Genomic DNA, 25,120 nt, shown 5'->3' with positions numbered 1-25,120 from the left:
ATATGCCGCGCTGGGCCTTTCAGTTTTTCGCCTTGTCGACCAGCTTGTTGGCGCTGATCCACGGCATCATCGCGCGCAGCTTTGCCCCGGTCTGTTCGATCGGGTGGGCCTCGGCACGCTTGCGAGCGGCTTTCAGTTCCGGCTGTCCGGCGCGGTTATCGAGCACGAAGTTCTTCACGAACCGGCCCGACTGAATATCGTCAAGCACGCGCTTCATTTCAGCCTTGGTTTCAGCCGTGATGATGCGCGGGCCGGTGGTGATGTCGCCATATTCGGCAGTATTGCTGATCGAATAGCGCATATTGGCGATGCCGCCTTCATACAGCAGATCGACGATCAGCTTGGTTTCGTGCAGGCATTCGAAATAGGCCATTTCGGGGGCGTAACCGGCTTCGACCAGCGTTTCGAACCCGGCCTGGATCAGGTGGGTGATCCCGCCACACAGCACCGCCTGTTCGCCGAACAGATCGGTTTCGCATTCCTCGCGGAAGTTGGTTTCGATGATACCCGAACGCCCGCCGCCAACGGCAGAGGCATAGGCCAGCGCCACATCATGCGCCGCACCGCTCGCGTCCTGATGGATCGCGATCAGGCAGGGCACCCCGCCGCCCTTCACATATTCACTGCGGACCGTGTGGCCCGGGCCCTTGGGCGCGATCATGATGACGTCGATATCGGCGGGCGGTTCGATCAGGCCGAAATGGACGTTGAGGCCGTGCGCGAAAGCGAGCGCGCTGCCCGGCTTCATGTGGCCCTTGATGTCGTTCTCCCAGATCGCGGCCTGATGTTCATCGGGCGCGAGGATCATGATGAGGTCGGCCCACTTGGCCGCTTCCGTGTTGGACAGCACCGTGAAGCCTGCAGCCTCGACCTTCTTCGCGGTGGCCGAGCCTTCACGCAGGGCGATGGCGACTTCGGCCACGCCGCTGTCGCGCAGGTTCTGGGCGTGGGCGTGGCCCTGCGAGCCATAGCCGACGATCGCGACCTTCTTGGGCTTGATCAGATTGAGATCGGCGTCGGCGTCGTAGTAGACTTTCATTTCTTAGTTTCTCCGGTCTGTTCGTTTTCAGTCCGCAATTTAGCTGCGGCCTCTGGATCGGTTTTATCAAGGTTGTTGAGCGTCTGTTCTGTTTGCCTCTTTACGGCGTCGGTGCATTTATTCAGCTGTGACACAAATACGTCAGTGTCGCCTTCCTGAAAGGCTATCGATCCGTTGTCGAAAACAAATCGCTGAAATCCAGTATAGCCGCCGAACGAGTTTTTGGAGTTCACCTCCCCGCACGCGAGTTTCAGTTCGGGAAAAATGTCATACGGGCCGTAGCGAAACTGAGCCGAATCTGGATCCTTCAGATCGAGTAAAATTGCAGTCTCAACCTCTTTTTTGAAGATTTCTTCTTGAGAAGTCTGTCCGCAAGCGACCAATAAAAACCCTACAACGCAGATAACTTTACGCACTGTTCAGGCCCCCTGCGCCCCGCGCATCATGCCCACAATCCCGGTGCGGCCGACCTCGACCAGCCCCAGTTCGCGCATCAGCGCGATGAAGCTGTCGACCTTGTCGGGCGGGCCGGTGATTTCGAAGATGAAGCTTTCAGTGGTGGTGTCCACGGGGCGCGCGCGGAAAATGTCGGCGAGGCGGAGCGCCTCGACGCGCTTTTCGCCTGTGCCGGTGACCTTGATGAGGGCGAGTTCGCGCTCAACGTGAGGCCCGGCGGTGGTGAGATCGGTGACTTTGTGGACCGGCACCAGCCGTTCCAGCTGCGCTTCAATCTGGTCAATCACCTGCGGCGGGCCGTTGGTGACGATGGTGATGCGGCTGACCGCGTGATCTTCGGTAATATCGGCCACGGTCAGGCTGTCGATATTATACCCGCGCGCGGTGAACAGCCCGGTGATCTTGGCAAGGATCCCCGGCTCATTATCGACCATCACGGCGAGCACGTGGCGTTCCGAGGCTGCTTCGGTGATTTTCATGCTACAAACTTTCCCTGAAGCGGTGCCTAGACCAGCGCCTTGGCTTCGTCATCCATGGTGCCGCCAACCGCGTCGCCATACAGCATCATCTCGGTATGCGCTGCGCCCGATGGGATCATCGGCAGGCAGTTGGCATCCTGCGCGACCAGACAATCGACCATCACCGGGCCATCATGGGCCAGCATGGCGGCGATGCCTTCGTCCAGATCGCTTTCATCGTGGATGCGGATGCCTTTCCACCCGTAGGCTTCGGCTAGGCGGACGAAATCGGGGAGGCTGTCAGAATAGGAGTTCGAATAGCGGCTTTCATAGGTCAGTTCCTGCCACTGGCGAACCATGCCCATGTATTCGTTATTGAGGATGAACACCTTGACCGGCAGGCGGTATTGCGACGCGGTGCCGAGTTCCTGGATGTTCATCTGAATGCTGGCTTCGCCCGCAATGTCGATCACCAGCGCATCGGGGTGGCCCAATTGCGCGCCGATGGCGGCGGGCAGGCCGTAACCCATCGTGCCGAGCCCGCCAGAGGTGAGCCATTTGTTGGGGTCTTCAAATCCGAAATACTGCGCCGCCCACATCTGATGCTGGCCAACTTCGGTGGTGATGATCGGCGCGCGTTCGTGGGTGAGGGCATAGAGCCGCTCAACCGCCTTTTGCGGCATGATCATGCCAGGATGCTTGGCCGAACGTTCGGGGTAAGCAAGACATTCGCGTGCCCGCCAGCCTGCAATCCGCGCCTTCCATTCGCCCAGATCCTGCGCCTGACGTTTGCCCCAAGCCTCGATCATCTGCGCCAGCACCGTGCCGCAATCACCGACAATGCCCATGTCGACCGGCACCGTCTTGTTGATCGAAGAACGGTCGATATCGATGTGGATTTTCTTGGAGTTGGGCGAGAACGCGTCGAGCCTGCCGGTCACACGATCATCAAACCGCGCGCCGATGCACACCATCACGTCGCACTTGTTCATCGCCATATTGGCTTCAAACGTGCCGTGCATCCCCAGCATCCCCAGCCAATCGGGATGCTTTGAGGGAAACGCGCCAAGCCCCATCAGCGTAGAGGTGACGGGCGCGCCGGTGATATCCTGCAATTGGCGCAGCAGATGGCTCGCCTCAGGCCCGGAATTGATCACCCCGCCGCCGGTATAGAAAATCGGGCGCTCTGCCTTGGCGATCATCTCGACCGCTTCGACAATCTGTTCGGGCGGGGCGACGGTCTGCGGGGCGTAACGATGCGCGCCCGCCCGCGCCAGCGCGCGACGCTGCGATGGCACCGCGATCTGCACATCCTTGGGAATATCGATCACCACCGGGCCGGGCCTGCCAGTGGTGGCGATCAGGAACGCTTCCTTGATCGTCGCGGCCAGATCAGCCGGGTCTTTGACCAGATAATTATGCTTGGTGCAGTGGCGGGTGATGCCGACCGTGTCAGCTTCCTGAAATGCGTCGGTGCCGATCAGCGCGGTTGGCACTTGGCCGGTGATCACCACCAGCGGGATCGAATCCATCCACGCATCTGCGATTCCGGTGATCGCATTGGTCGCGCCGGGGCCGGATGTGACCAGCACAACGCCGGGCTTGCCCGTGGCGCGGGCGTAACCTTCTGCCGCGTGGACTGCGCCCGCTTCGTGGCGGACAAGGATGTGACGGATATGCCCCGGCCCATGGGCATCGCCGAACAGCTCATCATAGATCGGCAGCACCGCGCCGCCCGGATAGCCGAACACGAATTCGACCCCCTGTTCGACCAGGCTCTGCACCAGAATGGCCGCGCCGCTGAGGGGGGCGGGCGGCGATGATGCAGAATTTGGCGAGGCAGACACGGGAAACTCCATTGCGATGCGCGTGATTTAGCGGCGAGGGGCGCGGCCTTAACAAAGAAACCGGCCCGATGCAGGGGACCGCACCGGACCGATTTCAGGTGGCGCTATCGGTTACAATCTGATAAGTCAACCATTAATTACGCAATAATGATGCAAAATAAGGCTCAATATCGACAGTTTCGGATTCATGGCCGATATTCGCCCGCGCCCAATCTTCGGGCACTTGCCGCCGGAACCAGGTAAATTGCCGCTTCGCATAATTGCGGGTGGCCTGCTGCCCGGCGGCAATCATCGCTTCGCGGGTCAACTGATCGGCCAGAAATGCGGCGATTTCCGGCACCCCGATGGCACGCATCACCGGCAGATCGGGGTCAAGCCCGCGCGCCAGCAGCGCCTCAACCTCGGCCACCGCGCCCGCCTGCAACATCGCCGCGAACCGCAGGTCGCACCTTTCATATAGCCACGTTCGGTCGGGCATCAGCACCAGCGGGTGCAGGTCGATATCATCGCCAATCCCGCCCGCCTTGGCCATTTGCCAATCGGCCAACGTCACCCCGGTCGAACGCTTGACCTCCAGCGCGCGGGCGATGCGCTGACGATCAGCCGGTGCAAGTTCGGTGGCGCGCAACGGGTCTTCGATCTGGAGCAGCTTGTAAGCGCCATCATCGGGCAGGGCGCGCACCATCGCACGCACATCGGGATCAATCGGCGGGATCGGGGCAATCCCTTCGAGCAGCACCCTGAGATACAGCCCGGTTCCGCCGACCAGAATGGGCACCGCGCCCGCCGCATGGCAATCTTCGATTTCGGCCTTGGCGCGCGCGGCCCACGCCGCTGCCGAACACGCCTCTGCCCCGTCCCACGCGCCGAACAGGCGGTGTTCGACGCCCTCCATCTCAGCATCGGAGGGGCGGGCGGACAGGACGCGCAGATCGGCATAGACCTGCGCGCTGTCGGCGTTGATCACCACGCCGCGCCGCCCGGCCTGTGCGAGACGATGGGCGAGGGCGACTGCAATCGCGCTCTTGCCGCTGGCGGTCGGCCCTGCGATGAGCGCGACCGGTGCTGATGGAGAAGACAGAATGCTCATTGCGCGGCTGATAGCAGAGACGGACGAATGTGAAACGCGTCTCGATACGCTGGCTGTGCAATTGGCAGAGGCCGGGATGCCGCTCACCGCCGCGGCATTGCCAGCCGACGGCGGAAATGTGCTGGAATTGCAGTTTGATGGCGGCGACGCGGCGGCGGTGCTGGGCGCGATTGATCAAGTGTTTGCGCCTGCCGATATGCTGGTCAGCGATGCCCCGATTATGGTGCCACGCCTGTTCGTTTCCGACATGGATTCGACCATGATCGGGCAGGAATGCATCGATGAACTGGCCGATTACGCCGGGATCAAACCGCAGATCGCCGCGATTACCGAACGCGCGATGCAGGGCGAGATCGATTTCGAGGCGGCGCTGCGCGAACGGGTCGCCTTGCTCGAAGGGCTCGATGAAAGCGCGATTCGCAAGTGCCTTGCCGAGCGGATCACGCCAACGCCGGGTGCGGCCACGCTGGTCGCAACGCTGGCGGCGCTGGGCACGCGAACGGTGCTGGTGACGGGCGGATTTCACCATTTCGCTGACCCGGTCGCGGAAATGCTGGGGTTTGAACGGGTGGTGGGCAATCGATTGGCGGTTGAAGGCGGCAGGCTCACCGGCGGGCTGATCGGCCCGATCACCGATAGCGCGGTCAAGGCAGCTGTCTTGCGCGACGAACTGGCGGCGATGGGTGAGGGCGCGCATAGTCTGGCCACCGGTGACGGCGCCAATGATATCCCGCTGATCGCGGCCGCGACCTACGGCTTTGCCTACCGCGCCAAACCCAAGGCGCGCAGTGCTGCCAATGGCCGGGTCGATCGCGGTGATTTGACTGCGGTGCTGAGCCTGCTCGGCATTCCCCGCTCTGACTGGCGGGCGGTCTGATTTCGGGGGCGCGTCGGCATGGGGTGCAAAAAGGGTTTTGATACAAGACGCGAATCTGTTATTTACACAAATGTAAGCAGGCTCTGGCAGTCTGTATCGATAGCTCGCAATAACTGACCCGCAGGAACAGACCGCAAATGACCGCATCTTCAGACAAATACAGCAATATCTTCGCTGCTGATGGCACCGTTTTGCGGCACCCTGATCGCCCGCAGGCGCAATATCGCCCGCTGCGCGCGGTGCGCAGTTTTCAGGCGCTGCTGAAGGACAAGGAAGACACCAGCCTTGTCTTCAAGATTTTCGAATCGCTGCCATCGCGCGGGTTTATGGAACGCGTGCGTGATTTCACCATGTCGCCACACGGCGAACACCTGCGCAGCACCGAACCGAACCTGCCTGAAATCCTTGACGATCACGCGACGTTGAGGCGCACTGCCAAGGGCAGTCTGGCCCACGCCTATTGCGATTTCATGGAGTCCGAAGGCCTGTCTGCAGCGGGTCTGGTGGCCGAATCCGATCGGCTCGGGCGGCCCAGATATCCCGATCTGGTCGAATGGTTCATCAACCGTTCGCGCGACACGCATGATCTGTTCCACGTGCTGACCGGCTATGGCCGCGATGCCTTGGGCGAACAATGTGTGCTGCTGTTCACGCACGGCCAATCACCCAGTCAGGGGCACCTGCTGATTGGCTATGCGGGCGCGGCCAATATCAAGAAGATGGTGAAGGGCAGCGATGCCCCGGTGTTTGGGGCCGTGCGTCAGGCGCATCGCACTGGCAAGGGCGCGCCGTCGTTGATGGCGCAGCCGATCCGCGAATTGCTGACCCGCCCGCTCGAGGATGTCCGCGCAAGCTTGCGCATCCCGCAGCCGACCAAATATCGCGAATGTCACCGCATCTGGCAGGCCGAGGGGATTGACCCCTATGATCTGCTCGCCACCAAGCGGGACGAGGGCGAATTGGTCGCTGCATAAGCGGCGCTCCGGTCGCTCCGCAAGCGGTCGAGGATACAGTTCTTACCCCTCCATCCATTCTGCAAAAAACCGCTGGTTCGCCGCGCGCAATTCGTTGAGCGGCACGCCCAGCACATGATCGCCGCCAACCGTGCCGATGCGCTGGAAGCCAATCTGCGCGGTGTCTTCGTCGCGTGTGCCCTTGGCGAGCGCCGCGTTCAACGCTTCGACATCGGGCACCGTCACGAGATAGCGGCCCTGATCCTCGCCAAACCACCACTGCGCGGGGGTGTAATCGGGGTTGCCCGCCAGATCGGCGTCCGCACCAATCCCGCCCGCCAGCGCCATTTCGGCCAGCGCCACTGCCAGCCCGCCATCGCTGAGATCATGCACCGCATTGACCAGCCCATCGGCGATCAATTCGTGGATGATCGCGCCGGCATTGCGCTCGATGGTCAGGTCAGTCGGCGGGGTGCGGCCTTCCTCGCGGCCTTTGATCAAGCGCAGCCATAGCGACTGCCCCAGATGCGAGCGGGTCGGATCGGGCTTGGCCCAGAACTCCGGCCCGACCAGATAGATCGCATCGCCTGCCTGTTTGAAATGCATCGTCATCATCTTTGACAGATCATTGATGATGCCGACCCCGCCAATCGCCGGGGTGGGCAGGATCGCAGAGCCGCCGCCGGTCGCCTTCGATTCGTTGTAGAGGCTGACGTTGCCGCTCACGATCGGGAAATCCAACGCGCGGCAGGCATCGCCCATGCCTTCGAGGGCGTGGACGATCTGCGCCATGATTTCGGGGCGCTGCGGATTGGCGAAGTTGAGGCAATTGGTCACCGCCAACGGCCGCGCGCCAACTGCGCACAGATTGCGGTAGGCCTCGGCAATGGCTTGCTTGCCGCCTTCGTAGGGATCGGCAAACACGTAACGCGGGGTGCAATCGGTGGTGATGGCGAGCGCCTTACCCGTCCCATGCACCCGCACCACGCCCGCATCGCCGCCGGTCTGGAGCGTATCGCCGCCCACCTGCGAATCGTATTGCTCGGCAATCCAGCGGCGCGAGGCGAGATCGGGCGAGCCCATCATCGCCAGCAGGTCAGCCGCGATATCATCGCTGGCGGGCACTTCGGCGAGCGGTTTGACCCCGGCCCAGACTTTGTATTCTTCTTTGGAGAGATAAGGCCGGTCATACAGCGGCGCATCAGCGGCAAGCGGGCCGAGCGGGATGTCGCACACGACTTCGCCATTGAATTCAAGCACCATGTGTCCGGTATCGGTAACTTCGCCGATCACCGCGAAATCAAGTTCCCACTTGCGGAAGATCGCCTCGGCCATTGGTTCCTTGCCGGGTTTGAGCACCATGAGCATCCGCTCCTGGCTTTCGCTCAGCATCATTTCATACGGCGTCATGCCTGCTTCGCGGCAGGGCACCATGTTCATGTCGAGCCGGATGCCAGCCTTGCCGTTGGTGGCCATTTCGACCGAAGAGGAGGTGAGGCCCGCTGCGCCCATATCCTGAATCGCGACAATCGCATCGGTCGCCATCAGTTCGAGGCAGGCTTCGATCAGCAGCTTTTCGGTGAAGGGATCGCCAACCTGCACCGTGGGGCGCTTGGCCTCGGTATCGTCGCCAAAGTCGGCGCTGGCCATGGTTGCGCCGTGGATCCCGTCACGCCCGGTCTTGGAACCGACATAGACAATCGGATTGCCGACCCCGGTGGCGGCGGAATAGAAAATCTTGTCAGCATTGGCGACGCCGACGGTCATCGCGTTGACCAGGATATTGCCATCATAGGCGGGGTGGAAATTGGTTTCCCCCGCCACTGTCGGCACGCCGACGCAGTTGCCGTAGCCGCCGATTCCCGCGACCACGCCCTGCACCAGATGTTTCATCTTGGGATGTTCGGGCCGCCCGAACCGCAGTGCATTGGCATTGGCGATCGGGCGCGCGCCCATGGTGAAGACATCGCGCAGAATGCCGCCCACCCCGGTCGCCGCGCCCTGATAGGGTTCAATGTAGCTGGGGTGGTTGTGGCTCTCCATCTTGAAGATCGCCGCCAGCTTTTGTCCATCAGGCCCGTCCCCGATGTCGATCACGCCCGCGTTTTCGCCCGGCCCGCAGATCACCCAAGGCGCTTCGGTGGGGAGTTTCTTCAGATGCAGGCGCGACGATTTGTAGCTGCAATGTTCAGACCACATCACCGAAAAAATGCCGAGTTCGACAAGGTTCGGCTCTCGCCCCAGCGCGCTGAGCACTCGTGCATATTCCTCCGGCGAAAGGCCGTGCTGTTCGACGATTTCGGGGGTGATTGCGGTCATGCTGGGGCTCCTTGCGCAGCGCCCTAGATTACTGGAGCGCGAAGGCCAAGTCGCCGCGTTTCTTGAGCCAGCGATTCTCCCCCACCCAGGCCGCCAACGCGGTCAGAATGGCGAACGCAATCAACGCTTGCACAAACAGGAACGGGCCTGCCGCTTCGGGGTGGGGGCCAAACCAGTTGACCGCCTGAAGCAGCAGCAACACGCCCAGCAACACCGCTGGCGGCCCCGCAGGCCCGCGCGTGCGGCGCAGATAGAATGCGAATGCGCCCAAAGTCAGCGCGAGTTCGAGCGGGATCGCCACCCACGGATAATCCCACAACCCCAGCCCGAATTTGGGTGGTTGCCCGTTCAGCGTCAGATCGGGCACGTGCACCACCCAATCAAGCAGCCAGTGCGATACCACCACCAGCCCCGCCATCAGTCCGGCAAACACATTGCGGTGCAGGATCGCCACCACAGCAAGGCACGCCAGCGCCCAGATCCCGGCCCCAATCAGGCTATGGGTATAGGGCATATGGTAAAGATCGAGCGGCACCATCACGCTCGCCTCGGGATCGACCCGCAACTTTTCCACACCGATCAACGCTAGCGCGAAAAAACCCCAGTCAACCAGTTGCGCGGCAACAAATAGCGTTCCCAGCCGCGGGCTTTGCGGGCTGACAGCGGCGGCGATAAACGCCGGGGCGAAGTGACCGATGAACATATCAGGCGGGCGCGAAACGCAGGACGACCCATGTTGCAACCGCGCTCGCCACGCCGGTCGCAAAAGCGCCCCAGAGGATGTCGAGCACGCTGATATGCGTTGCCCAGACCTTGAACACAGCCTGCGATGTCAGATCGAAGGTGGCGTAGCACAATGCGCCGAGCAGGATGCCGTTGAGCAACGCAGCTTGCACTGTGCCGCTTTCAATGCCGGGTTTGATCGCGAACCATGTCATCCCCGCAAGGTAGATGAAGTAAAATACGCCTGCCGCGACGATGTTGAAATCCTTGGCCATGATATCGCCAATCACCGGACGATAGAGATTGCCCGACGCCCAGCGCAGCCAGATCGCATCCAGCACGCCAAAGGCAACCGCCGCAGTCCCATAGGCGATGATCCACTTCAGCATATTGGTGCAATTTCCTGTTTCGATTTTGCCGCGCTTGATCGGTAGCCTTGACCGCGCTCGCACGTCCCGTCAATGCTCGCGGGTATGGACGAGGGCACAACATCACCAGACGCATCACTGGCCGCATCACTAGCCGCCGGGCCGGATATCTCGCAGATGACTTTCGAACAGGCGCTCGCCGCGCTCGAAGGGATCGTGCAGCAGCTTGAGCGTGGGGACGTGCCGCTCGATCAGTCGATCAGCCTGTATGAACGCGGGGAGGCTTTGCGCGCGGCGTGCCAGCGGCGGCTTGATGCGGCGCAGGCGCGGATCGAGAAGATCGTCACTGCCGCTGATGGCCGCACATCGGGCACCCAAGCGTTCGACACGGAAAGCTGAAGTAATGCAGGTGGGGGCCATCGGGGATCGGCTGAGCGACGCGATCTCAAACATTCAATCCGATATTGATTCGCTGTTTGATGCCTTGCTGCCCGTGCCCGCTGATACCAGTGCGCGTCTGGTTGAAGCGATGCGCTATGCTGCCATCGGCGGGGGCAAGCGGGTGCGCCCGCTGCTGGTTGTCAGCACCGCCAGCCTGTTCGGCGTATCGCGCGATGCGGCGCTGCGGGCAGGCGCGGCGATCGAGGCGATCCATGTCTATTCGCTGATCCACGATGATCTGCCGTGTATGGATAATGACGATCTACGGCGTGGCAAGCCAACGGTGCACAAAGCCTTTGACGAAGCGACCGCCGTGCTCGCCGGAGACGCGCTCCACGCGCTTGCATTCGAGATTTTGGCTGGCAGTGATACCAGCGAAGACCCGTTCATCCGCAGCGAGCTGATCGCAACGCTTGGGCAAGCGTCGGGTATGCACGGCATGGCGGGTGGACAAATGATGGACATGGCCGCCGATGAAGAGGGCGTGACCTATGATCTGCACAGCATCACCCGGCTGCAACAGTTGAAAACCGGCGCGCTGTTGAGCGCCAGTGTGGAAATGGGCGCGATTCTGGGACGCGTGCATCCAGAGGGCCGAACCCATTTGCGCGCCTATGCCCGCGACATTGGTCTGGCGTTCCAGATTGCCGACGATCTGCTCGATGTCGAAGGTGATGCGGACAAGGCGGGCAAGGCGCTGCGCAAGGATGCAGCGCAGGGCAAGCAGACCTTCGTGACGCTGATGGGGGTCGATAAAGCCCGCGAACAGGCGCGCGCGTTAGTTGATCAGGCGGTTGTTCGTCTTGCCGGACACGGGGCCGAGGCTGATATTCTGCGCTCGCTCGCTCGCTACATCGTTGAGCGCGAGAGCTAGGCCCAGCGCACAAGAGAGGACCACACCATGACACGCCGCATTGGCATTTACCCCGGAACCTTCGATCCGATCACGCTGGGCCACGCCGATATCATCCGGCGCGGGGCGAAACTGGTTGATCACCTGATTATCGGGGTCACGACCAACATCGCCAAGACGCCGATGTTCTCCGATGCCGAGCGTATGGCGATGGTCGAGCGCGAGGTTGCCGCGCTCGGGATCGGCAATGTCGCGGTGGTCGGCTTCAACGCCCTGTTGATGGACTTCGCTGAGGCGCAGGGGGCCTCGGTCGTGATCCGCGGTATTCGCGGGGTGACCGACTTCGAATACGAGTACCAGCTGACGGGCATGAATCGGCAGCTTAATGATCGGATCGAGACGATCTTCCTCATGGCAGACGTCAGCCTGCAACCCATCGCCAGCAGACTGGTCAAGGAAATCGCGAATTATGGCGGCAATATTGGCAAGTTTGTCAGTCCGCCGGTGCGCGATGAAGTTGCTGCACGAGTGCGCGAATTGGGGTTGAAAGGCGATTACTGAGGACAGCCTGCCTCCAAAGTCACGCTTCATTCCTTCATTCATTGCAACGTCAGCCGGGCGTGGCTACACGGCGGGCCTAATTCGGATGGAACAATGATCACAGCCACGCTCAAACCTGCATTTGCCGCCCTGCTTTTGTTCGCCGCGCCGCATATGGCGTTTGCGCAGGAGCAACCTGAAGGGGACTCCGCGGCCGCGCCGGATGACGATGTAAAAGAGACCGATGAAGACGGTGAGGAAGTTGTTGCCGCCCCGCGCGTCTATCAACCGATCAACTATGACGCATCGGTTGATCCGGAAAACATCTGGGTGCTCGACCTGTCGAATGGTGAGCGTGTCAAAATCCGCCTGATGCCCGACTGGGCACCTGCCCATGTCGAACGGATCAAGACACTGACGCGGCGCGGATTTTATGATGGAGTCGTCTTCCACCGCGTGATCGATGGCTTCATGGCACAGGGCGGCGACCCTACGGGCACGGGGCAGGGCGGCAGCGAGCTTCCTGACCTTAAGGCCGAATTCAACCCGATGCCGCATGTGCGCGGATCATTGGCGATGGCCCGTGCGGCTGATGAAGACAGCGCCAATAGCCAGTTTTTCATCGTGTTCTACCCGCGTTTCAGCCTTGATAAGCGCTACACCAATTTCGGCCGGGTGATTGAGAACATCGATGCGGTTGACGCGATCAATCGGGGCGAGCCACCGGCTGATCCGACGCGGATTTTGCAGGCTTCGATTGCAAGCGATAACATCCCGCCGCCACCGCCGCCCGCGCCGGTGGAAGAGGCTCCGATTTCCGCTGACATGCTGAGTGCGCCAATCGGGTGATGATATGCGTGATCCCCCGCGAAGGCGGGGGCCTCATGCGGTTTTACCACTGATCTGCCGAAGGTTCCCGACTGCGCGGGAATGCGCTAGGCGCGCGTGCCATGAAAGTTGACCTGTTCGATTTCGATCTGCCGACGGATCGCATTGCCCTGCGCCCGGCGCGTCCGCGTGATGCCGCGCGGATGTTGGTGGTGCGCGGACACGATGCCCCGTTCGAAGACCGCGGGGTAAGCGATCTGCCCGATCTGCTGAACCCCGGCGATGTGCTGGTGTTCAACGACACCCGCGTGATCCCCGCGCAGCTCGAAGGCCGCCGCGCTGATGGTGAGGCAAGGATCGGCGCGACCTTGCACAAGCGGATCGATCTGCGGTGCTGGCAGGCGTTCATCCGCAATGCCAAGCGGGTGAAGCTGGGCGATCAATTGGTGTTCGGCGGCGGTGTTACCGCGCGGGCGGAGGCGCGCCACCCAGATGGCTCAATCACGCTATTGTTCGAAGGCGATGAGCCTGTCGAAGTGCTGCTCGACCGCGCAGGCACGATGCCGCTACCGCCCTATATCGCGGCGCGGCGCGGGGTCGATGAGCAGGATCGGGACGATTACCAGACGATGTTCGCGGCGGAAAAAGGCGCGGTCGCCGCGCCCACCGCATCGCTGCATTTCACCCAAAGGCTGGTCGATGCACTGGATGCGCGCGGGATTGGCCGGGCAATGCTGACCCTCCACGTCGGCGCCGGGACTTTCCTGCCGGTAAAAGTCGATGATACCGCAGACCACCAGATGCACGCCGAATTCGGACGTATCAGCGCCGCTACCGCGCAGCAATTGAACGCAGCGCGCGCTGCCGGAGGCCGGATCATCGCCGTCGGCACAACTTCACTGCGGTTGCTCGAAAGCGCGGCGGCGGAGGATGGCACCATCCTGCCATTCGCGGGGGACACCGCCATTTTCATCACGCCGGGTTACAGGTTCCGCGCGGTCGATGGGCTGATGACCAATTTTCACCTGCCCAAATCGACCCTGATGATGCTGGTGAGTGCGTTGATGGGGCGTGACCGGATGATGGCAGCCTATGCCTACGCGATCGCCAGTGATTATCGCTTTTATTCCTACGGCGATTCCTCGTTGTTGCTGCCTGATGGCAGGGCTGGCGAAAGTTGCCAATAGCCGAAACTGAACGGCGCCCTGCCTATCGGTTCATCCGATAGAAAGTCTGTTTTTCCTAGGGGTTGCGGCACCTGCTGCTCCCCCCATTCGGCAGGTCAATGAAAGGAAAAAACATGACTAAAATAGCATTCTCAGCGCTCGTAGCGCTGACCGCGATCACCCTTCCGGCCGCTGCCCACGCGCAGTCCAACTCCGAAGCCAAGCCCGAGGTCTATATCGGCGCATCGGCGGGTATTCACGATCTTGGTATCGGCCTGCCCGATGATGATGGCGGCATTTACGGCGTTATTGCCGGGGTCGATTTCCCGGTCGGCAACACGTTCTTTGTTGGCGCGGAAGGTAACTTCCACATTGGCGATGGTGCGATTGATAGCGAATATGGTGCCGCCGTTCGCGCAGGTGTGCGCGTTGGTGACAATGCCAAGCTGTTCGTGCGTGGCGGCTATCAGGAAGTCGACTTTGACCTCAGCAATTTCGTGACTCCGGCAGTGGTCGGGCTCGATGATACTGATGGCGATTACCTCGTCGGTGCAGGTGTCGAATTCGGTCTGGGGGAAAGCCCGATCCGGTTCCGCGCCGGGGTTGATACCATCGCGTTCGATTCCACCCGTGCGACGATTGGCGTGCTTTACGCCTTCTGAGCCAGCTTCTGCTCGGCAAATTATGGCAGGAGCAGCACCTACGCTGCTCCTGCCATTTTCGTGCGCCCGCGCGCCGACGCGTGACAATCCGCTGTCGCGGCGCTAGCGCGCGAGCGCGATGACTTCCCCCCGTTTTTCCTTCACCCTGCACGCCGTCGACGGCAAGGCCCGCACCGGCACCATCACGATGCAGCGCGGCGAAATCCGTACGCCTGCATTCATGCCGGTCGGCACGGCAGCCACGGTCAAGGCGATGAAGCCCGAAGCCGTGCGCGCGACCGGTGCCGACATTATCCTTGGCAATACCTATCACCTGATGTTGCGCCCCGGTGCAGAACGCGTGGCGCGGCTTGGCGGCCTGCACCGCTTCATGAACTGGCCGCGCCCGATCCTGACCGATAGCGGCGGCTATCAGGTGATGAGCCTGTCAGAATTGCGCAAGCTGACCGAACAGGGGGTGGAGTTTCGCAGCCACCTTGACGGGTCAAAGCATATGCTCACCCCCGAACGTTCGATGGAGATCCAGCGGTTGCTGGGTTCCGATATCGTCATGGCGTTTGACGAATGCCCACGCGCTGATCGTTCGCGCGATGAAATAGCTGCGTCGATGGAATTGTCGATGCGCTGGGCCAAACGCAGCCGTGACGGGTTTGACAGCGGAGGGGAACACGCCGCCCGCGCCGCGCTGTTCGGGATACAGCAGGGCGCGCTGCATCAAGACTTGCGGCGGGAAAGCGCCGATGCACTCACCGACATTGGCTTCGATGGCTATGCCGTCGGCGGGCTGGCCGTGGGGGAGGGGCAGGAGGCGATGTTCGGCGTGCTCGACTATGCGCCCGATATGCTCCCCGCCGACCGCCCGCGTTACCTGATGGGGGTGGGCAAGCCCGATGATCTGGTCGGCGCGGTGGAGCGCGGGATCGATATGTTCGATTGCGTGCTGCCCACCCGGTCAGGCCGCAACGGGCAGGCGTTCACCTGGAATGGCCCGATGAACCTGCGCAATGCGCGGTTCGCCGAGGATACCGCGCCGCTGGACGTGTCCTGCACCTGTCCGGTCTGCGCCACCTATACGCGCGCCTATATCCACCACCTCGTCAAGTCTGGCGAAATGCTGGGTGCAATGTTGGTGACGGAGCATAATCTCAGCTTCTATCAGGCCTTGATGCAGGCCATGCGCGATGCGATTTCCGAAAGGCGATTTGCCAGCTTCTCCAGAAGATTCCTCCGCGATTACTTGCGCCAAGAGGGTTGAACCACGCGCAGGATCGGTTAGCCTCGCCCCGCGAATAAGGGGGCATCATCATGAGGATACAACGCAGGGCCAGCAGACTGGCGATTAGCGTAGCTTTGGTTCTTGGCGGTATCGCAGGTGCTCTAGCCCCGGCAACGGCACAGGGTAGTGATGTGGATGCGGTTGCCGCCCTGTTCGGCGCGCGCGAAACCGTGCTCGATATTTCGCTTTCGCCGTCAGGGACCAAAATTGCCTTTGTCGCCGCCGGGCCGGAACACATCGAGCTGCTGAACGTCATTGACCTGGAAGGCGATGCGCAGGTCAGGCAGATTGTTGTCAATTCCGAGAAGATCGGCGATCTCGAACAGTGCGAATGGGCCAGCGACACCCGCCTTGTCTGCCTGGTTTCAGGCATGGCCAAAGGTGGCGACGGCATTCTGGTTCCCTTTGACCGGCTGTTCGCAATCAACGCCGATGGCGGTGAAATCAGGGAACTCAGCAAACGGCAATCCCGCGCGGCGCTCGCCTTTGTGCAGCAGGGCGGAGATGTGCTCGCGCTCGATGTCGGCGGCGAACAGGGCCAAATTCTGATGTCACGCCAATCGGTTGAGGAATTTTCCACCGGTACGCGGACTGCCAATCGCGATTCGGGGCTGGGCGTTGATCTGGTTGATGTTACCTCGGCCAAGCGCCGCACGCGCGAACGACCCGACCCCGCCGCGCAGCGCTATATTGCCGACGAGACTGGTCAGGTGCGGGTCAAGGTGCGCGCGCGCTACGATGGAAACGGGCGGCTGACGGGCAAGTATGACTATTTCTATCGGTCGCAGGGCAGCAGTGGCTGGCAGGCGTTCGACAATCTTGCGATCGAGGGAAAGGGCGTCGCGTGGTTCTCGCCGCTGTCGGTCGACAGCAGTCGCAACGTCGCGATCGGCTTCGTCGGCAACAATGGCTATAATGCCATCGCCGAATTTGCGCTCGATGGCAGCGGGCAGGGCAAGCTGCTGATGGCGCGCGATGATGTCGATGTTGACGCGCTGATCCGCATCGGACGTCAGCGCCGGGTGGTGGGGGCGAGCTTCGCCACCGAAAAGCGTCAGATTACTTATTTCAGCCCGGAACTCGCCAAGCTGGCAGCCGACCTTGGCAAGGCATTGCCCGATCAGCCGATCATCAACATCGTTGGCGCGAGCAGCGACGAACAGCAATTGCTGCTGATCGCTTCAAGCGACACGCAACCGGGCATGGTTTACCTGTTCGACAAGGGCAAGCGCACGCTCGAACCCATCCTGTCGGTGCGCGGCGACCTTGCTGACCGCAAGATGGGCCGGATGCAGCCGGTGACCTATCCGGCGGCGGACGGAACGCAGATCCCGGCCTATCTTACCCTGCCGCCGGGGTCTGATGGCAAGAACCTGCCCGCCATTGTCATGCCGCATGGCGGCCCTGCGGCGCGCGACGAATGGGGGTTTGATTGGCTGGTACAGTTCTTCACCGCGCGCGGTTATGCCGTGCTCCAGCCCAATTACCGGGGATCGTCAGGTTATGGCGAGGACTGGTACGGACGCAACGGTTTCAAAGCGTGGGATGTTGCAATCGGCGATGTCAATGACGCCGGGCGCTGGCTGGTCAGCGAAGGCATTGCCGCGCCCGATCAACTGGCCATCGCCGGATGGTCGTATGGTGGCTATGCCGCACTACAGTCACAGGTGCTCGATCCCTCACTGTTCAAGGCGGTGGTGGCTATCGCGCCGGTGACTGATCTGGCCTACCTCCAGAACGACGCCCGCCATTATACCAGTTCCCGCCTGGTGAGCGATTTTATCGGGGAGGGGCCGCATGTCGCTGCGGGCAGCCCGCTCCGCCATGCCGAAAAATTCGCGGCTCCCGTGGCGCTGTTCCACGGCACCCGCGATCTCAATGTTGATGTGCGGCACTCACAGGCGATGGAAAAAGCGCTGAAGGATGCGGGCCGGCCGGTCATCTATCACGAATACGAGGATCTCCAGCACGGACTTGGCGACAGCAAGGCCCGCACCGACATGCTTGCCACGATTGGCCGCTTTCTTGATGAGGCGCTTGGCCGCGGCGGTTGAATGTGCCGGAAGGCACTCGACAAATCCGGTCTGCACCGCTTAGGGCCTATGCGATGAACGAAACCTGCGTAAGCCCTGAAGACTACACCACCATGATCGAAGTGCGCGCTGGGGTTGATGCGCTTGACCGTGAATTGGTGGCGTTGTTGGCGACCCGGTTTGGCTACATGCGCGCCGCCGCCCGGATCAAGGACAGCCGCGATGCGGTGAGGGATGAAGCGCGCAAGGCCAGCGTCATCGCCGCCGCCGTGGCCGAGGGTGAAGCACGCGGGCTGCCCGGTGACGTGATCGCGGACATCTGGGAACGGCTTGTCGAAGGCTCGATCGCCTATGAATTGGCCGAATGGGACCGGATCAGGGGTTAATAGATCCTGACCCTAGGGTCAGAGAATGCCGCGAAGCGCGCGGATTAATTGCCGGGCGAAGGAGTGGTATTGACCCCGCCGGCATCCTTCAGCGTGTTGGCGCTTTCACGAGCGGCTTTTGCCACGGCATCCCACTGCGCTCTGGTCCGGCAGACCCGCTGCCCCACCCGCGTTCCGGTTAACGCGATTTTGCGGCACACCATTTCATCGTCCTTCGCCTCGGCCTCCACCTTGGATGGCTCGCTGGAAGATTTCGAATCATTCTCCTGACTTCCGTCGGATTGGGCCAAACCGGGGGTTAAAGCCGTTGCGGACGCAAGCAGAATCAGGGTCGCCGATAGGGCGTGAAAATTACGCAACTAATGTCTCCTTTGTTGCGTCCGCTAACATGCAAACAGAGCGCGGGCAACCAGCGCCCATTTTACCAGCGCGCTGAGATACTGACGCATCAAGCGCTGGAAATGCTCAAGGCCCGTGTTGACATCAGTATCAAGCGCTCCCCAAACGCGAAAGGGCGGCCCCAAAGGGCCGCCCCATGCAAAGCGATTGGCGTGAAGTCTGCGGATCAGCGCGAGTAGAATTCGACCACCAGGTTCGGTTCCATCGTCACCGGGTAAGGCACTTCGTCGAGCTTGGGCACGCGGGTGAAAGTCACCTTGTCCGTGCCATCGGGCATGACGTAATCGGGAACGTCGCGTTCAGCCAGGCTTTGCGCTTCGATCACCAGCGCCATTTCCTTGGCCTTGCTGCCGAGGCTGATGACGTCGCCCACCAATACGCGGCGCGAGGCGATGTTGCACTTCACACCGTTCACATAAATGTGTCCGTGGCTTACAACTTGACGCGCTGAGAAGATCGTCGGTGCAAACTTGGCGCGGTACACCACCATGTCGAGCCGCTGTTCGAGCAGGCCAATCAGGTTCTGACTGGTATCGCCCTTCATCCGCGACGCTTCGAAATAGGTGCGCTTGAACTGCTTTTCGGTGACGTCGCCGTAATAGCCTTTCAGCTTCTGCTTGGCGCGCAGCTGCAGACCGAAATCGCTCATTTTGCCCTTGCGCCGCTGACCATGCTGGCCGGGGCCGTAGGCACGCTTGTTCACCGGAGAATTGGGGCGACCCCAGATGTTTTCGCCCATCCGACGGTCAAGTTTATACTTGGCGCTTTTGCGCTTCGACATAAGTCGTATCCTTCAATTTTGCTGGCCCACCCCATTGGTGAGCGTTCAACCCGGCATCGCACCGCCAGACCGAGATGCCTGACGCGGCCACTGCTTCACCGGGGTGCAGGGCCAATTGCGAAGGCGCGCGCATAGCAGGATGGGGCGCAAGGTCAAGCCTTGTCGCGGGTGCAATCAGTCCCGCCGGGTGCGGCTCAGCGTGGTGAGGATGCCGCGCAAGGTGCGCACTTCCAGATGGTTCCAGCCCGGTTTCGTCAGCATCCCGCGCAAGGTGCGGTGGGTCGTTTCCGCGCGGCCTCGGGGCAGGAAGTAACCGCGCGGTTCAAGCAATTCCTCAAAATGCGCGATCAGCCCGTCAAGTTCTTCCTGCGGGGCGGGGGGCAGCACATCTTCGACCGTGGGCTGCACCAGCGCCGCATCCGCGCCCGCCAGTTCGCGCCCCATCCGCGACCATTCATAGGCCACCAGAATCACCGCCTGCGCCAGATTGAGGGAGGCAAATTCGGGATTGATCGGCACCGTGATGATATTGCGGGCCAGCGCCACGTCTTCGGTTTCCAGCCCCGACCGTTCCGGCCCGAACAAAATCGCGTGGCGTCCGGCCAGCGCGTGCACCTGCCGCCCGGCCTCATCGGGGCCGATCACCGGTTTGGTCACGCCGCGTTTGCGCACCGTGGTGGCGTGGACATGGGCGCAATCGGCGACGGCCTCGGCAGTGGTGGTATAGACCCTGGCCTGTTCCAGAACGATGTCCGCCCCCGCAGCAGCCGGGCCAGCCGAAGGATTGGGCCAGCCATCGCGCGGAGTCACCAGCCGCAGCTCTGTCAGCCCGAAATTGAGCATCGCGCGCGCCGCCTTGCCGATATTTTCGCCCAATTGCGGGCGCACGAGCACGATCACCGGGGTGTTGAGGCTGCCAGTCCTGTCAGTTTTTGGCACGTCAGTCCCTCGCCGCGTCCTGCACCGTGCTGGCGAATTCCTCGAAATCGCGCGCTTCGGAGAAATCGCGGTAGACGCTGGCAAAGCGGATATAGGCGACCGAATCGATCTGGCGCAGGCCTTCCATTACCAGCTCGCCAATATGCGCCGATGGCACTTCCGCCTCACCCGAGGTTTCAACCTGCCGCTGAATGCCTGAAATCAGCTGATCGAGCCGTTCCTGTTCAATCCCGCGCTTACGACAGGCAAGCGCGACCGAATGTTCCAGTTTCGACCGGTCAAACGGTTCACGGCGGTCTCCGGATTTGACCACCACCACCTCGCGCAGTTGCACCCGTTCAAAGGTGGTGAAGCGCGCCCCGCAAGACGAACACTGCCGCCGCCGCCGGATCGAGGCGTTATCCTCGGTCGGGCGGCTGTCCTTGACCTGACTATCATCATGGGCACAAAAGGGGCAGCGCATTCAGATGGTTACTTCTTGATCCGCTGGTAGAAGGCAAAGCCTGCGCCAACAGCAAGTCCCAACGGCCACGACACCACCGGCAGGATCATCCCGGCGACAGCGCCGATCGCCGCGCCGGTCAGCACCGGCTTGGTCGAAGGATGGTGAACGCCTTCCTTAGCCATGCCAGAGATTTCAGCCTTGGCATCTTCGACCCAATCGGGGGTCTTGCGGGGATCAGACTCGTTCATGGTCGGTGCCCTCTCACAGGCCGGGATAGACGGGGAAGGCGGCGCACAGTGTGCTGACCCGCTGGCGCACGCTTTGTTCGATCTGCGCATCGCCTTCGGGGCCGTTTTTGGCGAGTCCATCAACCACTTCGGCGATTAACTTGCCAATGGTCCGAAACTCTCCCGGGCCAAAACCGCGGGTGGTGCCTGCCGGAGTGCCGAGCCGGATGCCGCTGGTGACGAAGGGTGATCGGGTGTCGAACGGGATGCCGTTCTTGTTGCAGGTGAGCCACGCCCTGTCGAGGCCCTTTTCAGCATCCTTGCCGGTCACGTCTTTTGCGGTGAGATCGACCAGCATCGAATGGTTATCGGTGCCGCCCGACACGATCCTCAACCCGTTGTCTTCAAGACTGGCCGCCAGCGCGCGGGCGTTTTCGACCACGCGGTGGGCGTAGGTTTTGAATTCGGGCTGCAAAGCCTCGCGGAATGCCACCGCCTTGGCCGCGACGATGTGCATCAACGGGCCGCCTTGCAGGCCGGGGAACACCGCCATGTTCAATGGCTTGGTGTATTTTTCGTCATTCCACAGAATGATCCCCGAACGCGGGCCGCGCAGGGATTTATGCGTCGTCGAAGTAACGATGTCGCAATGCGGGAAGGGCGATGGATGCGCGCCGCCTGCAACCAGCCCGGAGATATGGCTCATATCGCACAGCAGCACCGCGCCCACTTCATCCGCAATCGCGCGGAAGGCGGGGAAATCCCAGGTGCGCGAATAGGCCGTGCCGCCGCAGATAATCAGCTTCGGCTTGTGCTCGCGCGCGGTGGCGGCAACCGCTTCCATGTCGATCCGCTCGTCATCCTGACGCACGCCGTAAGAAACCGGGTTGAACCACTTGCCGCTCATATTGACCGGCGAACCGTGGGTCAGGTGTCCGCCAGAGTTGAGATCCAGTCCCATGAAGGTATCGCCGGGATTGAGCAGCGCGAGGAACACCGCCTGATTCATCTGCGAGCCGCTGTTCGGTTGCACATTGGCAAAATTGCAGCCGAATAATTGCTTGGCGCGGTCAATTGCCAGCGTTTCGACCACATCGGCATAGTCGCAGCCGCCGTAATAGCGTTTACCCGGATAGCCCTCGGCATATTTGTTGGTGAACACGCTGCCCGCTGCCTCAAGCACCGCGCGGCTTGCGATGTTTTCCGACGCGATCAGTTCGATCTTGTCGCGCTGCCGGGCGAGCTCCTTGGCAACCGCAGCGGCGATTTCCGGATCGGCGGTGGCAAGATCATTGTGCCAGAACCCGTCCATGAGGGTCGTCGTGCGGGCGGCAAAATCAGCAGGGGCAGTGCTCATTGATGGGTCTCGATATGATCGGGCAGGAACGGGGGCTTGCCAAGCTTGCCGACGCGGCGCTGATGGCGTCCGGCAGGGTCGCCTGCATCGGCAAATTCGGTGTCGAGGAAGGTGGCGACGCAGGATTTGGCCATCTCGCTCCCGATCAGCCGCGCGCCTAATGCGATGCAATTGGCATCATTATGTTCGCGGGCAAGGGCGGCTGAGAGCGGCTCTGATACCAGAGCGCAGCGCACCTGCGGATGGCGATTGACGCTGATCGAAATGCCGATCCCGCTGCCGCATAAGGCAACGCCGAATTCCGCCGCCCCTTCGGCGATAACTTCCGCGAGGCGGTAGCCGTAATCGGGGTAATCGACGCTGACCCCCGGTTCGGGGCCAAGGTCAGCGACCTCGTGCCCGTCTTCGATGAGCCATTCGACAAGCTCGGTCTTGAGCTCAATGGCGGCGTGGTCAGAGGCTATGGCGATACGCATGCAAGGCACATAGGCGCTGAGACAGCGATTCTCCACCCCTAGGGGGCGGCTTTTCGACGAAATCGCTGATGTGTGCGAGACATGAAAAACCCCGCCGAAGCGGGGCGTTTCATTATTACTGATCCAAGAACGACCGCATCTTGCGGCTGCGGCTCGGGTGTTTGAGCTTCCTCAGCGCTTTCGCCTCAATCTGGCGGATACGTTCGCGGGTCACGCTGAATTGCTGGCCGACTTCTTCGAGCGTGTGATCGGTGTTCATCCCTATCCCGAACCGCATCCGCAGCACGCGTTCTTCGCGCGGGGTGAGGGACGCCAGCACGCGGGTGACGGTTTCCTTGAGGTTCGCCTGAATCGCGGCATCGACCGGGATGATCGCGTTCTTGTCCTCGATGAAATCGCCGAGGTGCGAATCCTCCTCGTCGCCAATCGGCGTTTCAAGGCTGATCGGCTCCTTGGCGATCTTCATCACCTTGCGCACTTTTTCCAGCGGCATGGAAAGACGCGCGGCCATTTCCTCAGGCGTCGGCTCGCGGCCTTCTTCGTGCAGGAACTGGCGGCTTGTGCGCACCAGTTTGTTGATCGTTTCGATCATGTGCACCGGAATGCGGATGGTGCGGGCCTGATCGGCGATGCTGCGGGTGATCGCCTGCCGGATCCACCACGTCGCGTAAGTGCTGAACTTGTAACCCCGGCGGTATTCGAACTTGTCGACCGCCTTCATCAGTCCAATATTGCCTTCCTGAATAAGATCAAGGAATTGCAGGCCGCGGTTGGTGTATTTCTTGGCGATCGAAATCACCAGACGCAGGTTTGCCTCGACCATTTCCTTCTTGGCGATGCGCGCCTCACGCTCGCCTTTCTGCACCATGTTGACGATGCGGCGAAACTCGGTGAGGCTCATCCCGGTCTGTGCGGCGATATCGGAGATTTCGGCGCGGATGCGTTCAATCGCGGCGTCTTCGCGCTCGGCAAAGGCGGCCCATTTCTTGTCCTTCTTGGCGCGTTCCTTGATCCAGCCATCGTCCATCTCGTTGCCGACATAGGCGTTGAGAAAGTCGATACGCTTGACCTTGTGACGTTCGGCCAGACGCAGCATCTGCCCGCCCAGCGTGGTCAGGCGGCGGTTGAAGGCATAGAGATTGTCGACCAGAAATTCGATCTTGGTCGCGTGGAACTGCACGCTTTCAACCTCGGCGGTGAGGTCTTCGCGCAAGGTTTCGTATTTCTTTTCCTTGGCTTTCGGGAAATCATCGCCCTCCGCCAGAGTTTCGACCCGGTCGCGCTGGAGCTTTTCAAAATCCTTGAACAGCTTGGTGATGCGGGCAAAGGTTTCAAGCGCTTCGGGCTTCAGCGCGGCTTCCATCTGCGCGAGGGAGAGGGTGTTGTCTTCCTCCTCTTCCTCTTCGCGTTTGGGCCTACCTTCGCCGTCCTCGTCATCATCGTCGGATGCTTCGGGCTCGTCCTCTACCTCGTCGTCCTCACGGATGGTCGGGCCGGCGGTGGCTTCGGAGATTTCGCCGTCGTCGTCATCATCTTCGGCGCCCTCGGCCAATTTGTCGGCGGGCGGTTCCTTGGACAGCATCGCGTCCAGATCAAGGATTTCGCGCAGTTGCATATCGCCATTGTTCAGCGCTTCTGACCACTGGATGATGGCGTGAAAGGTGATCGGGCTTTCGCACAGGCCCATGATCATCATGTCGCGCCCGGCCTCGATCCGCTTGGCGATGGCGATTTCGCCCTCGCGGCTGAGCAGTTCAACCGCGCCCATTTCGCGCAGATACATCCGCACCGGATCATCGGTGCGTTCGCCGGTTACGAGCTTTTTGTTGCCCGCCCGCGCGTCTTTGCTCGGGCCCTTTTTGTCGCTGTCATCATCGTCGTCGTCGTCATCATTATCGTCATCGGCGATACCTTTGACCTCAGACTCCTCGCCATCGGATTCAGCTTCGGCATCCTCGTCATTTTCGACGATCTGCACGCCCATTTCGCTGAGCGCGGTCTGGACATCCTCGATCTGATCGGGGCTCATCTCGCCCGATGGCAGCGCCTCGTTCAGCTCGTCATAGGTGACATAGCCGCGCTTTTTTGCCTTGCTGATCAACTTCTTGATCGAAGCCTCGTTGAGATCGATCAGCGGGGCGTCTTCTTTTTCGGCCATATTTCAATATCAATCCGTTGCCC

General features: G+C 61.4%; 27 protein-coding genes. 11 read left to right on the top strand and 16 right to left on the bottom strand.

Annotation, left to right across the window (positions count from 1 at the left end; genetic code table 11):
* Positions 1–19: 19 nt before the first annotated feature.
* From ilvC to miaA, 5 genes are all read right to left on the bottom strand, one after another.
* Complete coding sequence (gene ilvC, locus ACSSV3_RS09550; RefSeq protein WP_354324892.1) at positions 20–1,039, bottom strand: ketol-acid reductoisomerase; 1,020 nt, start codon at positions 1,037–1,039, stop codon at positions 20–22.
* Positions 1,036–1,455 carry a hypothetical protein gene (locus tag ACSSV3_RS09545; RefSeq protein ID WP_354324894.1) on the bottom strand — a complete coding sequence of 140 codons (420 nt, stop codon included), beginning with the start codon at positions 1,453–1,455 and terminating at the stop codon, positions 1,036–1,038. The genes ilvC and ACSSV3_RS09545 overlap by 4 nt, the downstream gene beginning before the upstream one ends.
* Positions 1,456–1,458: 3 nt before the next feature.
* Positions 1,459–1,974 (bottom strand): acetolactate synthase small subunit, encoded by a 516-nt coding sequence (ilvN, locus tag ACSSV3_RS09540; RefSeq protein ID WP_354324895.1) that lies wholly within the window; start codon positions 1,972–1,974, stop codon positions 1,459–1,461.
* Positions 1,975–2,000: 26 nt separating this feature from the next.
* Positions 2,001–3,800 carry a biosynthetic-type acetolactate synthase large subunit gene (ilvB, locus tag ACSSV3_RS09535; protein WP_354324896.1) on the bottom strand — a complete coding sequence of 600 codons (1,800 nt, stop codon included), beginning with the start codon at positions 3,798–3,800 and terminating at the stop codon, positions 2,001–2,003.
* A 133-nt stretch (positions 3,801–3,933) separates the two neighbouring features.
* Entirely contained in the window at positions 3,934–4,890 is a 957-nt protein-coding gene (gene miaA / locus ACSSV3_RS09530; protein WP_354324898.1) for a tRNA (adenosine(37)-N6)-dimethylallyltransferase MiaA, read from the bottom strand.
* Between miaA and serB the strand changes: the two genes are divergently transcribed.
* Together serB and ACSSV3_RS09520 are read left to right on the top strand one after the other, a co-directional pair.
* Positions 4,883–5,767: a phosphoserine phosphatase SerB gene (gene serB / locus ACSSV3_RS09525; protein WP_354324900.1), complete on the top strand. Its 885-nt coding sequence runs from the start codon at positions 4,883–4,885 to the stop codon at positions 5,765–5,767. The genes miaA and serB overlap by 8 nt on opposite strands.
* Positions 5,768–5,904: 137 nt before the next feature.
* Entirely contained in the window at positions 5,905–6,741 is an 837-nt protein-coding gene (locus ACSSV3_RS09520) for a Coq4 family protein (protein ID WP_354324902.1), read from the top strand.
* A 42-nt stretch (positions 6,742–6,783) separates the two neighbouring features.
* Here the strand turns inward: ACSSV3_RS09520 and purL are convergent, their stop codons facing one another.
* From purL to ACSSV3_RS09505, 3 genes are read right to left on the bottom strand one after another with little or no spacing between them, the layout of a single operon-like run.
* Positions 6,784–9,039: a phosphoribosylformylglycinamidine synthase subunit PurL gene (gene purL / locus ACSSV3_RS09515; protein WP_354324904.1), complete on the bottom strand. Its 2,256-nt coding sequence runs from the start codon at positions 9,037–9,039 to the stop codon at positions 6,784–6,786.
* Between the two features lie 28 nt (positions 9,040–9,067).
* A complete protein-coding gene (locus tag ACSSV3_RS09510) occupies positions 9,068–9,742 on the bottom strand; it encodes a hypothetical protein (protein WP_354324905.1) in 675 nt (224 codons plus the stop codon).
* 1 nt (position 9,743) lies between these two features.
* Positions 9,744–10,151, bottom strand: a complete 408-nt coding sequence (locus ACSSV3_RS09505) for a DUF2177 family protein (protein WP_354324906.1) — start codon at positions 10,149–10,151, stop codon at positions 9,744–9,746.
* 84 nt (positions 10,152–10,235) lie between these two features.
* On the opposite strand from ACSSV3_RS09505, the gene ACSSV3_RS09500 reads away from it, so the two are divergent.
* The 9 genes from ACSSV3_RS09500 to ACSSV3_RS09460 all read left to right on the top strand — a co-directional run bounded on the left by ACSSV3_RS09500 (position 10,236) and on the right by ACSSV3_RS09460 (position 18,315).
* Positions 10,236–10,529, top strand: a complete 294-nt coding sequence (locus ACSSV3_RS09500; protein ID WP_354324908.1) for an exodeoxyribonuclease VII small subunit — start codon at positions 10,236–10,238, stop codon at positions 10,527–10,529.
* Between the two features lie 4 nt (positions 10,530–10,533).
* Positions 10,534–11,445, top strand: coding sequence for a polyprenyl synthetase family protein (locus ACSSV3_RS09495; RefSeq protein ID WP_354324910.1), 912 nt, complete (start codon positions 10,534–10,536; stop codon positions 11,443–11,445).
* 27 nt (positions 11,446–11,472) lie between these two features.
* Positions 11,473–11,985: a pantetheine-phosphate adenylyltransferase gene (coaD, locus tag ACSSV3_RS09490; protein ID WP_354324911.1), complete on the top strand. Its 513-nt coding sequence runs from the start codon at positions 11,473–11,475 to the stop codon at positions 11,983–11,985.
* Positions 11,986–12,078: 93 nt separating this feature from the next.
* Positions 12,079–12,813, top strand: a complete 735-nt coding sequence (locus ACSSV3_RS09485) for a peptidylprolyl isomerase (protein WP_354324912.1) — start codon at positions 12,079–12,081, stop codon at positions 12,811–12,813.
* A 101-nt stretch (positions 12,814–12,914) separates the two neighbouring features.
* Complete coding sequence (queA, locus tag ACSSV3_RS09480) at positions 12,915–13,979, top strand: tRNA preQ1(34) S-adenosylmethionine ribosyltransferase-isomerase QueA (RefSeq protein WP_354324914.1); 1,065 nt, start codon at positions 12,915–12,917, stop codon at positions 13,977–13,979.
* 113 nt (positions 13,980–14,092) lie between these two features.
* A complete protein-coding gene (locus tag ACSSV3_RS09475) occupies positions 14,093–14,620 on the top strand; it encodes an outer membrane beta-barrel protein (protein ID WP_354324915.1) in 528 nt (175 codons plus the stop codon).
* A 118-nt stretch (positions 14,621–14,738) separates the two neighbouring features.
* Entirely contained in the window at positions 14,739–15,875 is a 1,137-nt protein-coding gene (gene tgt / locus ACSSV3_RS09470) for a tRNA guanosine(34) transglycosylase Tgt (protein ID WP_354324917.1), read from the top strand.
* Between the two features lie 50 nt (positions 15,876–15,925).
* Complete coding sequence (locus ACSSV3_RS09465; protein ID WP_354324918.1) at positions 15,926–17,950, top strand: alpha/beta hydrolase family protein; 2,025 nt, start codon at positions 15,926–15,928, stop codon at positions 17,948–17,950.
* Between the two features lie 53 nt (positions 17,951–18,003).
* On the top strand, positions 18,004–18,315 hold the full coding sequence (locus ACSSV3_RS09460) for a chorismate mutase (protein ID WP_354324919.1): 312 nt from the start codon (positions 18,004–18,006) through the stop codon (positions 18,313–18,315).
* A 44-nt stretch (positions 18,316–18,359) separates the two neighbouring features.
* On the opposite strand, the gene ACSSV3_RS09455 is transcribed toward ACSSV3_RS09460, so the two are convergent.
* The 8 genes from ACSSV3_RS09455 to rpoD all read right to left on the bottom strand — a co-directional run bounded on the left by ACSSV3_RS09455 (position 18,360) and on the right by rpoD (position 25,097).
* Entirely contained in the window at positions 18,360–18,605 is a 246-nt protein-coding gene (locus ACSSV3_RS09455; protein WP_354324920.1) for a hypothetical protein, read from the bottom strand.
* Positions 18,606–18,880: 275 nt separating this feature from the next.
* A complete protein-coding gene (rpsD, locus tag ACSSV3_RS09450) occupies positions 18,881–19,495 on the bottom strand; it encodes a 30S ribosomal protein S4 (protein WP_354324921.1) in 615 nt (204 codons plus the stop codon).
* A 174-nt stretch (positions 19,496–19,669) separates the two neighbouring features.
* Positions 19,670–20,434, bottom strand: a complete 765-nt coding sequence (locus ACSSV3_RS09445; protein ID WP_354324923.1) for an RNA methyltransferase — start codon at positions 20,432–20,434, stop codon at positions 19,670–19,672.
* A gap of 1 nt (position 20,435) precedes the next feature.
* Positions 20,436–20,897 carry a transcriptional regulator NrdR gene (gene nrdR / locus ACSSV3_RS09440; RefSeq protein WP_354324925.1) on the bottom strand — a complete coding sequence of 154 codons (462 nt, stop codon included), beginning with the start codon at positions 20,895–20,897 and terminating at the stop codon, positions 20,436–20,438.
* 8 nt (positions 20,898–20,905) lie between these two features.
* The gene (locus ACSSV3_RS09435) at positions 20,906–21,127 is read right to left on the bottom strand and encodes a hypothetical protein (protein WP_354324927.1); all 222 of its coding nucleotides are present in this window, start codon (positions 21,125–21,127) and stop codon (positions 20,906–20,908) included.
* 13 nt (positions 21,128–21,140) lie between these two features.
* Positions 21,141–22,463 carry a serine hydroxymethyltransferase gene (glyA, locus tag ACSSV3_RS09430; protein ID WP_354324928.1) on the bottom strand — a complete coding sequence of 441 codons (1,323 nt, stop codon included), beginning with the start codon at positions 22,461–22,463 and terminating at the stop codon, positions 21,141–21,143.
* Complete coding sequence (locus ACSSV3_RS09425; RefSeq protein ID WP_354324930.1) at positions 22,460–22,939, bottom strand: RpiB/LacA/LacB family sugar-phosphate isomerase; 480 nt, start codon at positions 22,937–22,939, stop codon at positions 22,460–22,462. Before ACSSV3_RS09425 ends, glyA begins: the two co-directional genes overlap by 4 nt.
* Before the next feature lie 115 nt (positions 22,940–23,054).
* Entirely contained in the window at positions 23,055–25,097 is a 2,043-nt protein-coding gene (rpoD, locus tag ACSSV3_RS09420) for an RNA polymerase sigma factor RpoD (RefSeq protein ID WP_354324931.1), read from the bottom strand.
* Positions 25,098–25,120 lie beyond the last annotated feature (23 nt).

The sequence above is a fragment of the Porphyrobacter sp. MBR-49 genome (assembly GCF_053628655.1).
Note: the sequence above shows the minus strand (reverse complement) of the source record. Positions and strands in the feature narration are given on the sequence as shown.

Excerpts from the sequence above, each read along its gene's own strand:
- ACSSV3_RS09485 (WP_354324912.1), top strand. The coding sequence starts at position 12,079 with ATGATCACAGCCACGCTCAAACCTGCATTTGCCGCCCTGCTTTTGTTC.
- ACSSV3_RS09505 (WP_354324906.1), bottom strand. The coding sequence starts at position 10,151 with ATGCTGAAGTGGATCATCGCCTATGGGACTGCGGCGGTTGCCTTTGGC.
- ACSSV3_RS09495 (WP_354324910.1), top strand. The coding sequence starts at position 10,534 with ATGCAGGTGGGGGCCATCGGGGATCGGCTGAGCGACGCGATCTCAAAC.
- miaA (WP_354324898.1), bottom strand. The coding sequence starts at position 4,890 with ATGAGCATTCTGTCTTCTCCATCAGCACCGGTCGCGCTCATCGCAGGG.
- ACSSV3_RS09475 (WP_354324915.1), top strand. The coding sequence starts at position 14,093 with ATGACTAAAATAGCATTCTCAGCGCTCGTAGCGCTGACCGCGATCACC.
- nrdR (WP_354324925.1), bottom strand. The coding sequence starts at position 20,897 with ATGCGCTGCCCCTTTTGTGCCCATGATGATAGTCAGGTCAAGGACAGC.
- rpoD (WP_354324931.1), bottom strand. The coding sequence starts at position 25,097 with ATGGCCGAAAAAGAAGACGCCCCGCTGATCGATCTCAACGAGGCTTCG.
- ACSSV3_RS09460 (WP_354324919.1), top strand. The coding sequence starts at position 18,004 with ATGAACGAAACCTGCGTAAGCCCTGAAGACTACACCACCATGATCGAA.
- tgt (WP_354324917.1), top strand. The coding sequence starts at position 14,739 with ATGACTTCCCCCCGTTTTTCCTTCACCCTGCACGCCGTCGACGGCAAG.
- ACSSV3_RS09465 (WP_354324918.1), top strand. The coding sequence starts at position 15,926 with ATGAGGATACAACGCAGGGCCAGCAGACTGGCGATTAGCGTAGCTTTG.
- ilvN (WP_354324895.1), bottom strand. The coding sequence starts at position 1,974 with ATGAAAATCACCGAAGCAGCCTCGGAACGCCACGTGCTCGCCGTGATG.
- ilvC (WP_354324892.1), bottom strand. The coding sequence starts at position 1,039 with ATGAAAGTCTACTACGACGCCGACGCCGATCTCAATCTGATCAAGCCC.
- serB (WP_354324900.1), top strand. The coding sequence starts at position 4,883 with ATGCTCATTGCGCGGCTGATAGCAGAGACGGACGAATGTGAAACGCGT.
- ACSSV3_RS09425 (WP_354324930.1), bottom strand. The coding sequence starts at position 22,939 with ATGCGTATCGCCATAGCCTCTGACCACGCCGCCATTGAGCTCAAGACC.
- rpsD (WP_354324921.1), bottom strand. The coding sequence starts at position 19,495 with ATGTCGAAGCGCAAAAGCGCCAAGTATAAACTTGACCGTCGGATGGGC.
- glyA (WP_354324928.1), bottom strand. The coding sequence starts at position 22,463 with ATGAGCACTGCCCCTGCTGATTTTGCCGCCCGCACGACGACCCTCATG.
- queA (WP_354324914.1), top strand. The coding sequence starts at position 12,915 with ATGAAAGTTGACCTGTTCGATTTCGATCTGCCGACGGATCGCATTGCC.
- ACSSV3_RS09520 (WP_354324902.1), top strand. The coding sequence starts at position 5,905 with ATGACCGCATCTTCAGACAAATACAGCAATATCTTCGCTGCTGATGGC.
- ACSSV3_RS09500 (WP_354324908.1), top strand. The coding sequence starts at position 10,236 with ATGGACGAGGGCACAACATCACCAGACGCATCACTGGCCGCATCACTA.
- purL (WP_354324904.1), bottom strand. The coding sequence starts at position 9,039 with ATGACCGCAATCACCCCCGAAATCGTCGAACAGCACGGCCTTTCGCCG.
- coaD (WP_354324911.1), top strand. The coding sequence starts at position 11,473 with ATGACACGCCGCATTGGCATTTACCCCGGAACCTTCGATCCGATCACG.
- ACSSV3_RS09510 (WP_354324905.1), bottom strand. The coding sequence starts at position 9,742 with ATGTTCATCGGTCACTTCGCCCCGGCGTTTATCGCCGCCGCTGTCAGC.
- ACSSV3_RS09435 (WP_354324927.1), bottom strand. The coding sequence starts at position 21,127 with ATGAACGAGTCTGATCCCCGCAAGACCCCCGATTGGGTCGAAGATGCC.